General features: G+C 37.9%; 13 protein-coding genes and 3 pseudogenes. 2 read left to right on the top strand and 14 right to left on the bottom strand.

The features are described 5' to 3' along the window. Positions 1–33 precede the first annotated feature (33 nt). The 7 genes from MKZ04_RS05220 to MKZ04_RS05195 form a co-directional block, all read right to left on the bottom strand. A complete protein-coding gene (locus tag MKZ04_RS05220) occupies positions 34–516 on the bottom strand; it encodes a DUF4944 domain-containing protein (RefSeq protein WP_026579661.1) in 483 nt (160 codons plus the stop codon). Positions 517–621: 105 nt separating this feature from the next. Continuing rightward, entirely contained in the window at positions 622–1,218 is a 597-nt protein-coding gene (locus MKZ04_RS05215) for an SAM-dependent methyltransferase (RefSeq protein WP_145654418.1), read from the bottom strand. Between the two features lie 160 nt (positions 1,219–1,378). Further along, positions 1,379–1,624: a DUF7878 domain-containing protein gene (locus MKZ04_RS21795; RefSeq protein ID WP_436231765.1), complete on the bottom strand. Its 246-nt coding sequence runs from the start codon at positions 1,622–1,624 to the stop codon at positions 1,379–1,381. Between the two features lie 289 nt (positions 1,625–1,913). After that, on the bottom strand, positions 1,914–2,141 hold the full coding sequence (locus MKZ04_RS05210) for a hypothetical protein (RefSeq protein WP_023857612.1): 228 nt from the start codon (positions 2,139–2,141) through the stop codon (positions 1,914–1,916). Between the two features lie 60 nt (positions 2,142–2,201). After that, on the bottom strand, positions 2,202–3,179 hold the full coding sequence (locus tag MKZ04_RS05205; RefSeq protein ID WP_341045438.1) for an alpha/beta hydrolase family protein: 978 nt from the start codon (positions 3,177–3,179) through the stop codon (positions 2,202–2,204). A 1,082-nt stretch (positions 3,180–4,261) separates the two neighbouring features. Next, positions 4,262–5,485: a cation:proton antiporter gene (locus tag MKZ04_RS05200; RefSeq protein WP_020451561.1), complete on the bottom strand. Its 1,224-nt coding sequence runs from the start codon at positions 5,483–5,485 to the stop codon at positions 4,262–4,264. A 16-nt stretch (positions 5,486–5,501) separates the two neighbouring features. Further along, a complete protein-coding gene (locus tag MKZ04_RS05195; protein ID WP_020451560.1) occupies positions 5,502–5,990 on the bottom strand; it encodes a cation:proton antiporter regulatory subunit in 489 nt (162 codons plus the stop codon). Between the two features lie 1,305 nt (positions 5,991–7,295). On the opposite strand from MKZ04_RS05195, the gene MKZ04_RS05190 reads away from it, so the two are divergent. Both MKZ04_RS05190 and MKZ04_RS05185 read left to right on the top strand, forming a co-directional pair. Further along, complete coding sequence (locus MKZ04_RS05190; protein ID WP_020451558.1) at positions 7,296–8,150, top strand: manganese catalase family protein; 855 nt, start codon at positions 7,296–7,298, stop codon at positions 8,148–8,150. A 460-nt stretch (positions 8,151–8,610) separates the two neighbouring features. Next, positions 8,611–8,927, top strand: a pseudogene (locus MKZ04_RS05185) (hypothetical protein). Positions 8,928–9,051: 124 nt separating this feature from the next. Here MKZ04_RS05185 and MKZ04_RS05180 read toward each other — a convergent pair. From MKZ04_RS05180 to glnA, 7 genes and pseudogenes are all read right to left on the bottom strand, one after another. Continuing rightward, positions 9,052–10,488, bottom strand: a complete 1,437-nt coding sequence (locus MKZ04_RS05180) for a DUF6179 domain-containing protein (RefSeq protein WP_025810909.1) — start codon at positions 10,486–10,488, stop codon at positions 9,052–9,054. A gap of 1 nt (position 10,489) precedes the next feature. Then, positions 10,490–10,957: a DUF6323 family protein gene (locus tag MKZ04_RS05175; RefSeq protein WP_020451555.1), complete on the bottom strand. Its 468-nt coding sequence runs from the start codon at positions 10,955–10,957 to the stop codon at positions 10,490–10,492. Between the two features lie 1,076 nt (positions 10,958–12,033). After that, positions 12,034–12,237: a hypothetical protein gene (locus MKZ04_RS05170; protein ID WP_023857616.1), complete on the bottom strand. Its 204-nt coding sequence runs from the start codon at positions 12,235–12,237 to the stop codon at positions 12,034–12,036. 356 nt (positions 12,238–12,593) lie between these two features. Next, positions 12,594–12,890, bottom strand: a pseudogene (locus MKZ04_RS05165) (type I glutamate--ammonia ligase); the annotation flags it as partial. 394 nt (positions 12,891–13,284) lie between these two features. Next, on the bottom strand, positions 13,285–13,872 hold the full coding sequence (locus MKZ04_RS05155; protein ID WP_105980972.1) for a hypothetical protein: 588 nt from the start codon (positions 13,870–13,872) through the stop codon (positions 13,285–13,287). A gap of 157 nt (positions 13,873–14,029) precedes the next feature. Further along, positions 14,030–14,284, bottom strand: a pseudogene (locus MKZ04_RS05150) (peptidoglycan-binding domain-containing protein); the annotation flags it as partial. Between the two features lie 557 nt (positions 14,285–14,841). Then, on the bottom strand, positions 14,842–16,176 hold the full coding sequence (gene glnA / locus MKZ04_RS05145) for a type I glutamate--ammonia ligase (protein ID WP_020451550.1): 1,335 nt from the start codon (positions 16,174–16,176) through the stop codon (positions 14,842–14,844). Positions 16,177–16,184: the final 8 nt, after the last annotated feature.

Genomic DNA, 16,184 nt, shown 5'->3' with positions numbered 1-16,184 from the left:
TTTAAATCACTTCCTTATTCAGTGATTGTCGTTTCATTTATACCACGGAATCTTGGTTAATTTCATTATTTCTGCGTTCTCTTCATCTCCGGTTTTCCACTCCACTTTGACTGATAACGCATGCCCGATGACATCCTCTTCAGGCATAAAATCAAAAGTCGCGATATGATCTTCCATATGGCCTCCGTCATCCATTTCCTCTCCGGTATACTCAGAAAGATCGTATTCTCCTCTATCATCATACTTTTTGCCGTCTATGTATAAGGTGATTGTTTTCACAATCGTTCTTTTCGCATCTTCTTTCGCGCCATCCCAATACAAATTCAAAAAATAATTAGGCCCGATTGACGTTTTATCTGATTTCTCAATCGAAGCATGCCACAGACCGCTTTCCCCCTCTCCTTCATACACCACTTTCTTTCCGAAGATCATTGCACTGACATATCCCCCGCCAATTAAAAGCAGAAATGCGCTGCTGATTATCAGCAGCCGTTTGAGTCCATTTTTGTTTTTCATCATTTCCCCCGCTTTCATCACAATAGTAGTGATGACGGTGAAAAAAGTTACGCAAAAAAGGCGCCATAAACGGCACCTTTTTAAAATCATATTTCCTCGGAGTATTCAGCGCTTTTGACCAATAAATTGAATGACATGAGACAGGCCGTTGTGCCAAGCCCCTTCATGACGAACGACTTCCCCCATAAAAAAGTGGACAATACGCCAATCTGAAAAGGTTTGTAAAAATTCTTCCGGTGTATATAAAAGCTTCGGATCCTGCGGCCCGCCGCTTTTGTAAGGAATTTGGTGCGTCGAATACACTTCCGTCACGAAAAATCCCCCGGGCTTCACGGCTTCTTTTACTCCAAGAAGTGTTTTTCGACGCAGCTCTTCTGGAAAATGTCCAAAAATACATACAATCTCGTCCCACTGCCCTTGATTCCAAGACGCTTCATTTAAGTCAACAAGCTCCGTCTTCACCGATACAGGACGGGTTTCAGCAAGCTTTTTCGTTTTCTCCAACCCTGACTCGGCATAATCCCATGACGTGACGTTCATCCCTTGTTCTGCTAAAAAAACCGCATTGCGCCCCTCGCCTTCTGCAATGGCTAAAGCATCACCCGACAATTGAAGTTTTTTCTGCGAATCTGCCAAAAACGCATTCGGTTCCGTTCCATACACATAGTTCTCATCTTGAAAGCGCTCGTGCCAAAAGTTCATTGTTTTGTTCTCCTTTTTTGGATGCTTCCATATCAATGGTATTGTGATTCGTCGTTCATAGCCATTGATATACCCGCTTCTTTTAGAATATGCATTTTATTTTCACATCGCAGATAAGGTGTTTTTAAACTCGGCCCCTGTTTTTAGCCTTTAGGATAAATCAATATTTTCTTAATGGGATCTTACCAACAATGCTTTTCAATGAAATCCTATAATGATGTTCAATATCACGTCCAAGTTTTTCGTGTAAAATTTCCATTTTTCCGGTGATGTAATCAAGGTCGAATACATTATATGATTGTTGAGTTTCCCAAATGGTCGTTAGTCGAGCCTTATAATCAAATGGTATCAATGAAATAATGGGTTCGCCCTTTTCATACTCCGTGGTGTGATATCTATACTCCATAACTTTGTTTTTTTCTTGATCTTTTTAATCCACTCATTTAGAGAAACATAAAATTCCAATAAGGCGATATTTTTTTGAAATATGTAATTCATTTATTTTGATTTCAAGTTCTCCCTCTACTCTCATTGCTATGGAAGGGGCTTTTCTCATTTTCATTGGGATATCTGATTCATCAGATGTGAACTTATAAACTTTTGAGATAGTATGTTTAGATCGAAACAAACTGTCTCACCACTCCGCTCACCTTGGCCCAATATTACGGATTAGCCATTTTTCACTCCCCTTTGAACTAATCCTTCTCCTTATCATTTGTTCGCAAATGAACGATAATCAAGACTACGCCTAAAATAAGCAGCAGCACCGGATAAAATAATACAGATGATTGAAAATAAGCTGAAGCTTCATCATTGCCAGCTGCATCAGTTATATCATGAGGAAAAGCAACAGATAACAACCGTAAGATAAATAGCATGACGAGACCAAACAAAACTGAAACAAATCCGGAAACAAAGTACATAAAAAGCCTCCTATATAATGATTTAGCATTCTGGAAATTGCCCGCTTATTAATATTGAAATTACTTATGAATCTGCTTTAATTTTTTTCGGATGAAAGAAATCGTATCTAATGCCAGCTTTTTGCGGCAAAGAACAATTCCGGCATGGCCGCAATTGTAGAGACGTCTTTCGGGCTTCCCCCAGCTTTCCCACAAATCATCAGCATCCTGTATATGAACATATTGATCATGTGCCGCGGAAATCAGCAAAATATTATCTTTATTAACTTTCGGCACAGCCTGGCTGGGATCTGTAATTTCCCAATATGTTTGTAAATCTTCATATGTCACACCGTGCTGTTCCAATTCTTCTCTTATGAATTTACCCGGGATGGTATTCCATATCGCATAAGAAAGACGATTGGCATAAAATATCGATACCACGATGTCGATTTCAGTCTCAAGGGCAGCCAGTAAATTTGTCATCCACCCTCCTAAACTGACGCCCACTATAATAACAGGGCCGGTTTTATTTGCTTTGATCCAGTGAATGAGAGCCCGTAAATCGACGATAGCTTGTCTCGCCGAATCAACCGTACGATTCAAATTCGCGCTTATCATCAATTCTCCGCTGTAAAGTGAATGTTCCGGCTCTCTTTCAAAATGATACGGAAGAGGATAGTAGTACATGTTCCAGCCTAAATCGTTCATGATACGATCATGAAATATCTTTTTTATTCTGTCGTATGAATCCATTCGCCAGCCGTGCACAAAAATAACATTAGGCTGATTTATATCATTTTTAATAAAAAAAACCTCGCCTTTTAAAACATCATTGACAGGGTCCCCGGATGGAATTAAAGATTCATAGCTGAAATGTCCAGCCAAATAGTTTTTTCTTGATTCATGAAGCATAATGGCGACATCAGCCGCTTTTGCTTGATAGAATTCCCCCCTGTCAATCAAATTCAATGAAAAAGCGGAAAAATGTTGATCTTTACTTCTTTTTCTGTGCAAATCATATAAAGCTAAACGATCGATGATCTTTGCAAAAAACACTTTTTGCCCTCCTGAAGATTTTAGTAATAGCGCTTTTATGGACGAGACGTTTGGCCAAAAGAGGAGCTCCTTTAACTTTCACAAACTGCTTTTATATTCTTATCGCTTGCCTCTCGCAACTTCAATATTTTTTGTTAGAGCAACGCCGCTGTTTAAGCCCCTTAATTATACGCCATACAAATTGTTAGGATTAAAGCAATTGGATAAAAAGCTGATGCTAATTTTTGTTTCTTTTCATCAATTTGAATTAAGTTTTTACGAGATAAAAATTTGCAAATCTCGGGTAAGAATATCAAGATAACCTGTGACAAGAAAGACAGCTTTTGCAGTATGGTAAGCGGACTAAACGTAAACCCGAATCCCGCATTTCCACCTATTGTTGACCAATACATAAAAAAGTTAAGGAAAGGTATTATAAAGCAAAATATAAGTCTGTATAGGTTGATATAGTAATCATATTTTTCAGCATTAATACCTTTGGAAGAAAATCTAAGTCCATAGATGAAAAGAAAAACCGTTCCAAAACTTAATATCGGCTGCTTGATAAAGTACGCCAAAGCAAGACCTATTAAAAACATAATTTACTCCCTTACATTTCAATCAGTAGTTTAATGACAGACGCCGTTCTAAAATGCCAAACTAATAGCTTAATTTACTGCATAGCGGAAGGATGATGTCTAACACTTCTATTTGTATCCGCCTTTTTAGTAACCAATGGCGACTGCAGTTCATTCATTTTATTGCTTTACGTCCCCCATTATGGCAAGCAGGATGCCGCAAAACATTAATGAGAATGATTTCACAATCAATTGCGGCACTACTTTGAAATAGGATGAAGCAGGATCGCACGAGGCCCCAGTTGCCGAATGTATCAGCCTAAGCTTCTATAAAACAAAAAAGGTAAATGTATACAGTGAAGTCATCCGCTGCAGCTCTCACACCAATAGTGCAAAGCAACGTAGCTTTTTTAAAGAAGAAAGAAACTGATTTTTATTGAAGAAAAGCGACGAATTGAAATTTTATGTTGATCGTGTAAGTTTAAGAGAAATAGCTGATGCCGCTACGGAAGATAGGCATATAGATTAAATGGGTGTTTTCATTTTGCTCTTTTCCGGAGGTTTGCTCCACTTGAAAATTTTGTTTAAATGTTTATAAACATTCTTACTTTCTTTTGCCATAAATGGTCCTGAAATTGCCAGAATGAGAACATAAAGCGCGGTAAAAGGAGTTAAAATAGGATTTAATCCTGCAGCGACCCCTAAATTTGCTACAATGATAGAAAACTCTCCCCGAGCCATGATGGTTAATCCGATATTACTAGAGGCCTTATGGGATAGCCCCGCTTTCCGTCCAGAAATCATTCCAGCCACAAAATTGCTTATTATCGTAAGTAAAGCTGCCCCTAATGCCAGCCAAATGGCATCTGCTAATGTTGATGGATCAATACTTAATCCAAAGCTGAAAAAGAAAATTGCGCCAAAGAAATCCCTGAATGGAACGACAAGATGTTCAATGCGATCCCGATGCTCGGTCTCAGAAAAAACTAAACCTAACAATAAGGCACCAATCGCTTCTGCCACGTGAAGCGTTTCTGAAAATCCCGCAACAAAAAATAAGATCGAGAATATCACAATGATAAAAATTTCATCTGATTTTATGTTTAACCATTTATTTAATAACGAAGCTCCTTTTCGAGCGATAATAAAGAACAGTAACATATAAGCAACAGAAATAAGTACAGAGGTGAAGATACCGAGAAAGGATGTAGACCCTGCAAGCAAAACTCCTGATACAGTTGTTAAAAATAAAGCCAGAAAGATATCGTCAAATAAAATAATCCCCAGGATGAGCTCTGTTTCTGGATTCGCTGTTCTTTTTAAATCGACAAGAACTTTGGCTACAATCGCACTGGAAGATACACTAAGCAGTCCAGCAATAATGAGTGTTTCCATCCAAGGCATGCCTGCGATTAATCCATACAGGAGACCTAAAATAAAGTTAATGGCTACATAGATACTGCCGCCTACTACGATGTTTTGACCTGATTTGACCAGTTTGCCAACGGAAAATTCAAGCCCTAAATAGAAAAGTAAAAAAAGCACACCTATTCGGCCTAGAAATTGAATAATCTCATTACTTTCGATAAATGTTAAATCGATGATCCCAATCGTCGGAGCATGCGGGCCTACAATCATCCCAAGAATAATTAGAAAGGGGATGATTGAAAACTTTAGTCTATTTGCAACAACAGCCCCAATCGCAACTATAACAAGTGCCGTACCAACTTCAAATACTAAGTGATCCATCTATAATCTCCACTCCTTAGGTTGATAACAGCTTTTTAATTAATTCTTTAATCTGCTGCCTTTCTCCTGAAACAACCAATGTGTCGCCAGCTTCAATAACTGTATCAGATCCCGGATTGTGTGACTTTTTGCTGTTCTTTTTCTTAACAGCAATAACAGTAACTCCAAAGTTATTTCTAATATCAATTTCGCCAATCGTTTTATTTACAGCAGGTGCATTGGGTTCTACTTGATACCATTCAATGATTGTATCGTCAAAGGCAAATTCTACAGTTTCTAAAGCTTTAGGTTTATATGCCATACCTCCTAATATACTTGCAATTTTTCTGGCTTCAGAATCATTAAAAGTAGCACTGACCAAAACCTCTTCATGATCGTCAGCATCAAAATGATAAATTTCTCTGCGGCCGTCATCATGGATTACAATGACCAACTTATCCTGATTTTTTGTAAAGATTTCAAACTTATATCCGATTCCCGGAAGCTCGATTTCCCGAATGTTCATTTAATATTCCTCCTCTGAAAACAATAATGGATATGGATTAGGGCTATTCTAAAGATTGACTTCAATTTTGCTTTCCTTAAATCCAAAGACATCTGAACGACTCAGAAGGGCGAATCGTGAAATCGCCTTCGAAAGCAACCTCCTTCCCTATTGCCCCTTCTTTTTCAAATAATTTTAATATTTATACGTGAAGACAATAAAGAAGGTAAGAATGTTCAATTTTTTACATATTTTACAAACAAACTCACTCAATATAATTTACACATATTACTTAATTAACCTTCTTGATCCATGTCACTCAATACCATTATAGTATTGTTGTGTAACAATGCAAACGCCAAAGATTATGTAAAAAGCCAACACTTGATTAAAGTTACTTCGCCTCCCTCGGTTTTATACGATTATCTCACAAATGCTCACTTAATCGCTGGATTCCATTTCAATTAACAGGTAGTTTTAGGTAATTGAAGAGGGATTCAGGGAACAGTTGCTTGATAAACTTACTAAAGCTGCATGCAAAAATAACCTGGTTGAATACTTTTTATAATTTAAGCTCAGTATATGATAATCCCCCAAATGCAGTATACATAGTGGATAGTCAGAAATTATGGAAAAATGAACAGAATTGACAAGTTGTAGTCATCTCTTTTTCAAGAGGAACTTTGCATAGAATGCTGAATAAAATATGTAGCTTGTGTTGGAAAATTGCTGTTTTTTAGTACGATCCTGATATTGTACATTGACCAGTGTCTACACCTTTGTTTAAGGTTTTTAATAAACGATTACGACAGACATGACTGAACTTAAGATTTCAAAAAAAGTTTCTCTCCTTTTAAAACCAACATAGCCAATTCTTTTTCTAAAAGGAACCAGCATTCCAATGTTCGGTTATGAAAGTCCTTTTTGGTCTGGACTAAATTTCAATCCGCAAATAATTAGCCGCTGGCTATAAAAACCCATTTCTAATGAACTACCAACGAAAATCCAGACTTTTATGATCGATATGAGCATTTCGGGACCAGTTTAACTAACAAAAAAACCTTGAAAATCCAGGGGGATTTTTTGTAAGTTCATCAATCCGCCCATTCCGTCTATCAATTTCGCCGTTTTCTCTTTCCGAAAATTCGAATAAGTCGGGTTCAAATAGGAATTATTTTGCGGCTCTCTTGTTTATATATTTTTTTCGTGTTTTATTTGTGATTTTTTCATTCTGGTTTTATTTCTTGCTGAGAAGAAAATATCTGTATATTTTATCTTCTCTTACAAATGATATAAGAAATCAATCATTTAAAAGCGAGGTATGTTGTGTATTACTACAAAGAGGAACTTATAAATATCATTAAACCGGACAAGCCAGACCCGGCAGCCGCTAAAGTGTTGCAGGAAATTTTAGGCGGACATTTTGGAGAAATGCGTACGATGATGCAGTTTTTTTTTCAAAGCTCAAATTTCAGGGGAAAACAGAAACAATACCGTGACCTGCTCCGGGGCATTTTCTTAGAGGAAATTGCTCATGTTGAACTGGTACAAAGTACAATTAATGCTTTATTAGATGAATCAGGCGGCGAAGGAGCCGGCAATCAAGGTGCAGATCAGGCTCCCCTCAATGAAGCGATTAAAAATGCTAATCCTCATCATTATATTATCGGGGCGCAAAGCTCTCTTCCCGTTGATGCAGGGGGGAATCCGTGGAATGGATCTTGGGTGTATAACCACGGAAACTTAATTGCCGACCTGCTGGATAACTTGGTTCTTGAGTCGACAGGCGTGCTGCAAAAAACAAGGATCTATGAAATGAGCTCTAATCAGACATTTCGGGAGACCCTTGCTTTTCTTATTGTACGCGACAATGCTCACCAAAATGCGTTTGCCAAAGCCCTTGAGACATTGGGGGTTGACTGGGCGAACCTTTTTCCTGTGCCGAATTACGACATTAATAAATATCCCGAGTGCAGAAAGTTTGTTGAATTAGGCTACCACAATGCCCAGTTTAACTTCAGGTTGGATGAGACAAGAATCGGAGAAATCTATCAAGGAAAATCTCCAAGCCGTAATGGCGGAGAGTTAAAAGTAACAGAGCCTCCCGCAGGATTTCCTGTCCCCGTGCTTCCGGAAATACCGAATGAACATAGTCCCGGGTTAGGCGATATGAATGCCTGATCAGGATGTATGAAAGTGCTCAAGAAATCTCTTGAGCACCTTTAATTTTGATTGATTATGCTATGATATAGAGATGAATATTTCATCGACATCTCAATCCTAAATGTGGTAAAATCGATGCCGATGTTAACCATAAAAAGGAGAATTATGTGTATATGAGTATTATTATTTTAGCATCCATGCTTTTTTGGGGTGCATTAATTTATGAACTAAGTAAATCTTCAAAAAAGCAAAACAACCGAAAAATTGTATCTTTGATATCTTTGGGCTCTTTATCAACTTTAGTTATTACTATTTCGCTTTTTCAAAAACTTCCGTTTTAATTTGTTTATTACTAAATCCTTCGTATTAAATTATTCATTATTATGCTTTTTCCATGAAACAAAAGAGATTAAAGTAGTTTCAAGTGAAAATAGAGACGCTATTACAGTAATATCACTATTTTTAAGGAGTCACTTGGATGTTTATAAAATATAAGAATACGATTTACTGGAACTTTTTGAGAGCGAGCTAGTCAGTATAGCTGATGATCCAGAGGCTGGCGAATTTATTTATACTTATAAAGATAATCAAAACTTCAAGTTAATCTTGACGCTGGATGTTTATCAACTAACTTGCAGCCTGGATATAACCTATAAAGATTTCGCGGTATTTACAGGTGTTTTTCAAAACGTAACTAGCATTAAGAAAGTTGAAAATTTCATGGTTGTAAGTATTGGAGAAGAAGAGAGAATAAAAGTAAAATTCACTAAGCAAGTTGGAGTAGAATTACTTTAAGCTTTTAAGTTGTGTTGAAAAATAACTTTCTTGGCGGGATAAGATTGCATTTATCGAGTGCTGTTATTTATCTTCGTCTTTCTTTAGACTCTCCTTTGTAAAAACTTATAAAAACGTCTTTAACTTAATAAAACGATATCTCCTCATAGTCAATATCATTGATGAGCTGTCCAATCGTTGCAATGCGCTCATCTTCTAATTGTTTAATAAATTTCATATAATATGTTTCCCACTCGCTCTTTGCTTCAGAGCAGTCAGCAACAATGTCAATGAAATTGAGGATTCCCCCTCTTAATTCTTCATAAAATACAATTTTCGCAAAAATGGCCAATTCAAAATTCCCAAACGTAGCAAAAAGTGCGTTATATTCGTCGTCAAACAGACATCCCGAATTTAGCAAATCCAAATAATCATGCAGTGAAACAAAATGATCGCGGATCAGCGATATTTTTTCTGCTGTGTTTTTTCTTTCCATGATGCAATCCACCAATTTCCGCATTTCAATATCACTCATGCGATCATTTTCATTTAACATTAACGCTATTGGTTTTTCTCTCTCTTCAATTTCTCTGATGATCAACATTTTGAAGCCATCAATTTCCGCAGCGTTATTTACCCTTTGAATACATTCATTGCGATACAAATTGATATAATCAGTAATCGTTTGATCTGTCTTTAAATCCCGCTGTAACCGATCAAATGCTTCGTTAATCAAGTTTGCCCTTTTATCAGCATGGCAATCACTTAACAACCGACTCAACCTGTCATATTGAACTTCAGAAATTCTGACTTGATTGGCTTCGCCCCCGGATAGCAGTGAAAAAACAGCATTGTTTATCATTAACTCAAAAATATTAAAAAGTTCTATGCGATAATTAAAGCGGCATATTCTCCCGAAGTTTGTCAAGATATACATTAGATCGTGATGGTTAAAAAAGTGACAGAATCTCGTTTCTATCAGCAGTCGCTCTAAATACTGTTTAATATAAAAAACACCTTGCAGTTCCATGTTGTCAATAGCTAAAGGATAGTCAATGCTCGCCATCGTATTTTGAGCTTCAAAAATAATATTATAATGATTCATAAATACAGGTAACGATTCGTCAATGGTTAAATTATAAGCATCAACAGGCACATCTAACTTTAATTTTTTTACGTCTTGATACAATTGTTTAGCTTCTTCAAAATAACAGTGAAGTAATTCGACACCTTTGGTATATATTTTTTTTATACTATCAGAACGTAAATGTACGATAACCTCTTCAGGTTTCTCAAAATGGAGAGCATAAGCATCTATTGCATACATGAGGGAAACCATAATCCCTTCCGCCGTTTCTGTAGTAACCGACGTACTTTCCCCTTTGGTATACTGGCCTATCAATCGTTGCAGGATTTGCATAATCTCTACCTGTATCTTGTAAGCTTTTTCGCTGGTAATAACTCCAACCCTTTGGCCTTCTTTTAGAAGCGACAACATAAATTGGCTTTGCTTTAACTTTGATTTATCAATCGTAAAATTTGAAACCAAATCATAGCGATTTAAAGTATTTTCTTTTCCCATGTTATTCATCACCTTTATATAAAGACTCACTTCTCATCGTATTTCTTCTGAAACTCTCCGCGAGTTCCTCCATTTTACTTCTTAATAACTCTAAAGACCCCGCAGAAGGTCCGTTAAAACACTCCATCATCTGATGAATCAGTTTCATGTCACCTATCTTATCTTCTGTTTCATTTCTGAGATAATAAAAAATCTCCTGAAGCTCGATTAACGTTTCGACATCATGATCCTCATCCATATAGGGTGAAGCAGCAAACACCTCAATTAATTCCTTTAGTACTTCAATCCCCAGCTCTATACGTCCATGATCATGAAGCACTTTATTTCTATAAACGATTAATGTTTTGATATCGCTGGGTGTTAAGATCAAGCCATGCTCTTTTGTTTTTTCATTTAATTCAAGCAGTTCCATCATAGGTTTTGATTGAGGGGATAATTGAATGGAATTCAAAAAACGAGATAAGTTCATAACCTCTCTTCCTTTCAAAAGCATCTTTTTTTAAAAAAACATTGACTTTTTATATCTTGTGTGCTATAATAAAATTAGGTGTTTTTTATAACAATAATTAATTTATTCTATTTACTTACATATGTCAATAGTTGTTTTTCAGCAGCATTGTTTCTTTCCCTCTTAAATCAGCTTTTTATTCCTCAAGACCAATTTAATTTCCCTTCAACTCAACAGATTTCGTTCAAAATTTTTATCTGCTTATACTTCATTCTATTAATTGTTGTGTAATTTAACTTTTCTATTTTTTGTCTTAGACCCGTAAATACCATCAGTGACGGTCCCGCCGCTTTCTGACCGTATTGCCGTCAATACCTTGCTCTCTTAGAGCTAAAGAACAGCCAACGTTTCCTGAACCTGACGTACAGCCGCTCCTTTCATTTCATGCGTTTGTCACTTTAAAGATGCCGGCCAACAGTGTGTTGGATGATTTCTTTCCATTTGTACTAACTTTTTTCAAACTAAAAAGGCTGCAGCTTGCAACCTCATTTTGTTAACCTTTTTGTTTCAATGCCTCTTTCTGTTCTGGATATGATAGGTTTTCATTTCATTTTCGACAACAAAAGAAATAAAGACATTTCAATAAGGAACTCATACTAGAGAGTAAGTGAATGCCAGTGTTCATAGTGAGAACTCCGAAGGAACTATAATGTCCGAGTTGAAAACAAACGGTTTTGTTCTTCAGTCAAAGAATGAAATAAAGATGCTTATTTCATCGACATCTCAATCCTAAATGTGGTAAAATCGATGACAATGTTAACCATAAAAAGGAGGATTATGTGTATATGAGTATTATTATTTTGGCATCCATACTTTTATGGAGTGCATTAATCTATGAATTAAGTAAATCTCCAAAAAAGCAAAACAACCGAAAAATTGTATCTTTGATATCTTTGGGCTCTTTATCAACCTTAGTTATTACTATTTCGCTTTTTCAAAACCTCCCGTTTTAAAAAAATTGTTTATAACTAAATCGATCGTATATGTCGTCGGTGTGGTATTGTTATAAAAAAAATCCTTCTTGCAAGAAGGGTTTTTTATTCATTATTCTCTTCTTTATTATCCAATTCTGGAAAATCCTCAATCATTGATCGAATATCTTCAACAAATTCTTTCTCTGTATATTGACCACCCGCGTGTTTTAGATTATCCAGTTTTCCGCAAATAACCTTAAGGGTTCCCTTTGCGTGCTCTTCTTTAAGGCCGTTTACTTTGTTTATCATCTTATCCAACTCAAACATTTAATAGTTTCCCCTTCGCTTATTGTTCCCCTAAATATAACATATTCATTCCAATCAGTATTTGGTCACTTTTGCCGCGTCATTCCAAGCTGACCACACTTTTCGCCTAACACACGTGGTTTTACTCTTGGAATTCAGGTACAGACATGAAATATATTAAGAAAAGCAGCTGATGTTTACTCCCAATATCAGTAAGAAACTTGACCAAGATAGAATCGAAGATTACGAAGGTTATGTTTCATCGATTATGGAGTTAGATTGAAACTTCAAATTTTTTTGGTCATATTTTGGTCACCCAATCTTTTGACCAAAATTCATCCCCCCTGGCACCAGTGGTGCCAGGGGGGATTCCTAGATTAATACTGAGACATATACTGTTCGCGCTCCCAAGGGTGGACTTGTGTGCGGAACATATCCCATTCGATTTCTTTTGCTTCGACGAAGTGTTCGAATAGATGGTCGCCGAGGGCTTTGACCATGACTTCGTTTGATTTGAATTCTTCGAGAGCGTCTGCGAGTGTCGCAGGAAGGTCGACGATTCCGTTTTCGAGGCGCTCTTCTTTTGTCATCACATAGATGTTGCGGTCGATCGGAGCCGGTGCTTCGAGCTTGTTTTTGATGCCGCCAAGTCCTGCTACAAACTGTATACTCAAGTCTATAGTTATCACGAAAAAATTCCTCTTTTGACAGGTGAAGATGTTACAAACGTCTCCTTTTCTATTATAAACATTTTTGGTAAAATCAAGTTGTTGGTTGAAGAATTCAAAAAGTGGGAGTGACCAGCAATGCTTTTGTTTTTTGGTAAGTTTATCTTGTTCTATTTGTTCGGTACAATTGCATTCGCCCTCTTCAAAGTAATGTACTACAGTATCAGCAAAAAATTGATTACAAAAACGGCTGATGGTACAAAATTGAATTGGGCTTTAAATGTATTTGTTAAAAACGGTAAGAAATTAGATAGTAACGATTACTTCGTAATGGGTGTTTTTGCGGGTTTTTGTACGATTTATTTATAAAAGGCTCCTGGAATATTTCCAGGAGCTTTTCTTACTTCGTAGGATATCCATTATTTTTACAGAAGTCTTTAATCTTCTTATGTTTCTTTGAAAACTTTTTGCATGCTTGTTTGATCCCATGTGTATAAACATCTTTTAAAAACTGTTGTGCCACTCCCGCTAATCCAAGTGCTGTCAAAAGTGCGATTAATTCTTGCAATGAAATGTAAACAACCCAAGGTAACGCAGGCACAAACATAGGCTTGATTTGATTATCGCCTTTTACCGCAACCTGTTTCCCTTCCTCTAAAAATTTCACTTGTTCTGTTGGCAAGTTTTCATAAAACATCGCCATATTTGTTACCTGATCTACAGCAAAACCAATTTGGAGTGCTTTTTGACGGTCTACAGAATATGTAAAATTCTCATTGGTTTTCAATGCTTCTTCTACAAACTTTTTCGCTTTTTCCATGTCTTTTTCATCAACATTTTGCACGACATTGCTAACTTCTTGATGATTGATCAAACTTTCTGTTGCATTTTTTGCTTGTACGGTAGCCGCTGGCGTAGTCAATACTACTGTGGTTAGAAGTGCAAATGCTGAAAGAACCATTAACACCCTAGCCTTCATACTTTTCATACCAAAAACAACCTCCTATAGTTTATATTTACAAGTAATATATTAACATATAAACCAACTATTTGTAACTGCTGTTTTTAAGAATTTTACAAACTTTTAATTTTCTATCTGATAAAAGGTTAGTATAAGAAGACCCTCAAGATAGAAGACCTTGTCTTCACTTCAATAATGATTCGAGTTTTGCCTTCGTTTTTGGCCCGTAAATACCGTCAACAGACAGCCCATGCATCAGCTAGAACCGTTTGACCGCATTCGCCGTTTTCGGCCCGTAATAACCATCTATGCCGTTATTCTTTGCTCCTTTGTCTGGATAGAAATAGAGGGCAGCTAAAGCCTCCTGAATCTGACGGACAGCTGTGCCTTTCATCAATGGGCTTTTTACCTTATAGATGCCAGACGGCAGCGGGTAGGATGATTTTTTGCCGTTTGAGGAAGGCTTTTTCTTTTTCGCTTCAATAGCTACGAGCGCTTTTTCTGTAGCCGGTCTGTAAATTCCATCCAACGCGATACCCGCCTTCTTTTGCAGAGCTTTAACAGCTTGCACAGATTCATCCCCTTAAGACTCATCGGCCCCGTATTTCGGCAGAAAGAAGCCAGCGGCATTCAAGCGTTTCTGCAGCGACTTGACCTTGGAACCGGACGACCCTTTTTTCCAGAATGGTCCCTGTGGATTTGCTTGACTGGCTCGTAGATGATGTTGTCTTTGACACAGTTTTATTCCCAAACAGAGCATTAACTTTTTTCCTGAATGCCGCCAGATGGCTTGAATCGCTTACCGACGGAGCCGGACAGGATCGACATGGATTCAATGAATAGATATGAAGAGTATATCTCCACGATAATGGAGTAATTTTTTTATTGATTTTTTGTGGGTGATTTGTGGGTGATTAATGTTCCCTCTTAAAATATTAAAAATACCCACAAAAACAAAAAACCCCCTGACACCACTGGTGCCAAGGGATTCCTAGATTAATACTGAGACATATACTGCTCGCGCTCCCAAGGGTGGACTTGTGTGCGGAACATATCCCATTCGATTTCTTTTGCTTCGACGAAGTGTTCGAATAGATGGTCGCCGAGGGCTTTGACCATGACTTCGTTTGATTTGAATTCTTCGAGAGCGTCTGCGAGTGTCGCAGGAAGGTCGACGATTCCGTTTTCGAGGCGCTCTTCTTTTGTCATCACATAGATGTTGCGGTCGATCGGAGCCGGTGCTTCAAGCTTGTTTTTGATGCCGTCAAGTCCTGCTGCAAGAAGTACGCTCAAAGCAAGGTACGGGTTCGCAGAAGGGTCTACGCTTCTGACTTCTACGCGCGTGCTGATGCCGCGGGAAGCCGGGATACGGATCAATGGGCTTCTGTTTTGCGCGCTCCATGCCACATAGCAAGGTGCTTCATAGCCTGGAACTAGGCGCTTGTAAGAGTTGACAGTCGGGTTTGTCACAGCTGTAAAGCTTGTTGCGTGCTTGACGATGCCGGCGATGAATTGCTTTGCCGTTTCACTCAGCTGAAGGTCAGTGTCTTTGTCAAAGAAAGCGTTGGCGCCGTTTCGGAAGAGTGATAGATTGCAGTGCATGCCTGATCCGTTTACGCCGAACAACGGTTTTGGCATGAATGTTGCGTGCAGGCCGTGTTTGCGCGCGATTGTTTTAACGACGAGCTTGAACGTTTGGATATCATCGCAAGCGCGGATGGCTCCAGCGTATTTAAAGTCGATCTCGTGCTGTCCAGGTGCAACTTCGTGGTGAGACGCTTCGATTTCAAAACCCATTTCTTCGAGCTCAAGTACGATGTCGCGGCGGCAGTTTTCGCCAAGGTCAGTCGGCGCAAGGTCGAAGTATCCGCCTTTGTCGTTCAGTTCAAGGGTAGGCTCGCCTTTTTCGTCAAGCTTGAACAGGAAGAATTCCGGCTCCGGTCCAAGATTGAAATCTGAGAAGCCCATGTCTTCCATTTCTTTCAAAATGCGCTTCAAGTTGTTGCGCGGATCGCCTTGAAACGGCGTGCCGTCCGGATTATAAATATCGCAGATGAAGCGGGCTACTTTACCTTTTTCGGCGGTCCACGGGAAAATCACAAATGTATCTAAATCAGGGTACAAGTACATATCGGATTCTTCAATGCGGACGAATCCTTCGATTGAAGAGCCGTCGAACATAACCTTATTATCAAGTGCTTTTTCCAGCTGGCTCACAGGAATTTCAACGTTTTTAATCGTTCCAAGAATGTCTGTAAACTGAAGGCGAATATATTTTACATTCTCCTCATTTACTAGTTTAACAATATCGTCTCTTGTATACTTTGCCATTCGTAAAA

Origin of the sequence: Bacillus sp. FSL W7-1354 (assembly GCF_038002405.1) — a bacterium.
GTDB lineage: Bacteria > Bacillota > Bacilli > Bacillales > Bacillaceae > Bacillus > Bacillus paralicheniformis.
Note: the sequence above shows the minus strand (reverse complement) of the source record. Positions and strands in the feature narration are given on the sequence as shown.

Excerpts from the sequence above, each read along its gene's own strand:
- MKZ04_RS05180 (WP_025810909.1), bottom strand. The coding sequence starts at position 10,488 with ATGGGAAAAGAAAATACTTTAAATCGCTATGATTTGGTTTCAAATTTT.
- glnA (WP_020451550.1), bottom strand. The coding sequence starts at position 16,176 with ATGGCAAAGTATACAAGAGACGATATTGTTAAACTAGTAAATGAGGAG.
- MKZ04_RS05175 (WP_020451555.1), bottom strand. The coding sequence starts at position 10,957 with ATGAACTTATCTCGTTTTTTGAATTCCATTCAATTATCCCCTCAATCA.
- MKZ04_RS05195 (WP_020451560.1), bottom strand. The coding sequence starts at position 5,990 with ATGAACATTCGGGAAATCGAGCTTCCGGGAATCGGATATAAGTTTGAA.
- MKZ04_RS05155 (WP_105980972.1), bottom strand. The coding sequence starts at position 13,872 with ATGAAAAGTATGAAGGCTAGGGTGTTAATGGTTCTTTCAGCATTTGCA.
- MKZ04_RS05210 (WP_023857612.1), bottom strand. The coding sequence starts at position 2,141 with ATGTACTTTGTTTCCGGATTTGTTTCAGTTTTGTTTGGTCTCGTCATG.
- MKZ04_RS05170 (WP_023857616.1), bottom strand. The coding sequence starts at position 12,237 with ATGTTTGAGTTGGATAAGATGATAAACAAAGTAAACGGCCTTAAAGAA.
- MKZ04_RS05220 (WP_026579661.1), bottom strand. The coding sequence starts at position 516 with ATGAAAAACAAAAATGGACTCAAACGGCTGCTGATAATCAGCAGCGCA.
- MKZ04_RS05200 (WP_020451561.1), bottom strand. The coding sequence starts at position 5,485 with ATGGATCACTTAGTATTTGAAGTTGGTACGGCACTTGTTATAGTTGCG.
- MKZ04_RS21795 (WP_436231765.1), bottom strand. The coding sequence starts at position 1,624 with ATGGAGTATAGATATCACACCACGGAGTATGAAAAGGGCGAACCCATT.
- MKZ04_RS05215 (WP_145654418.1), bottom strand. The coding sequence starts at position 1,218 with ATGAACTTTTGGCACGAGCGCTTTCAAGATGAGAACTATGTGTATGGA.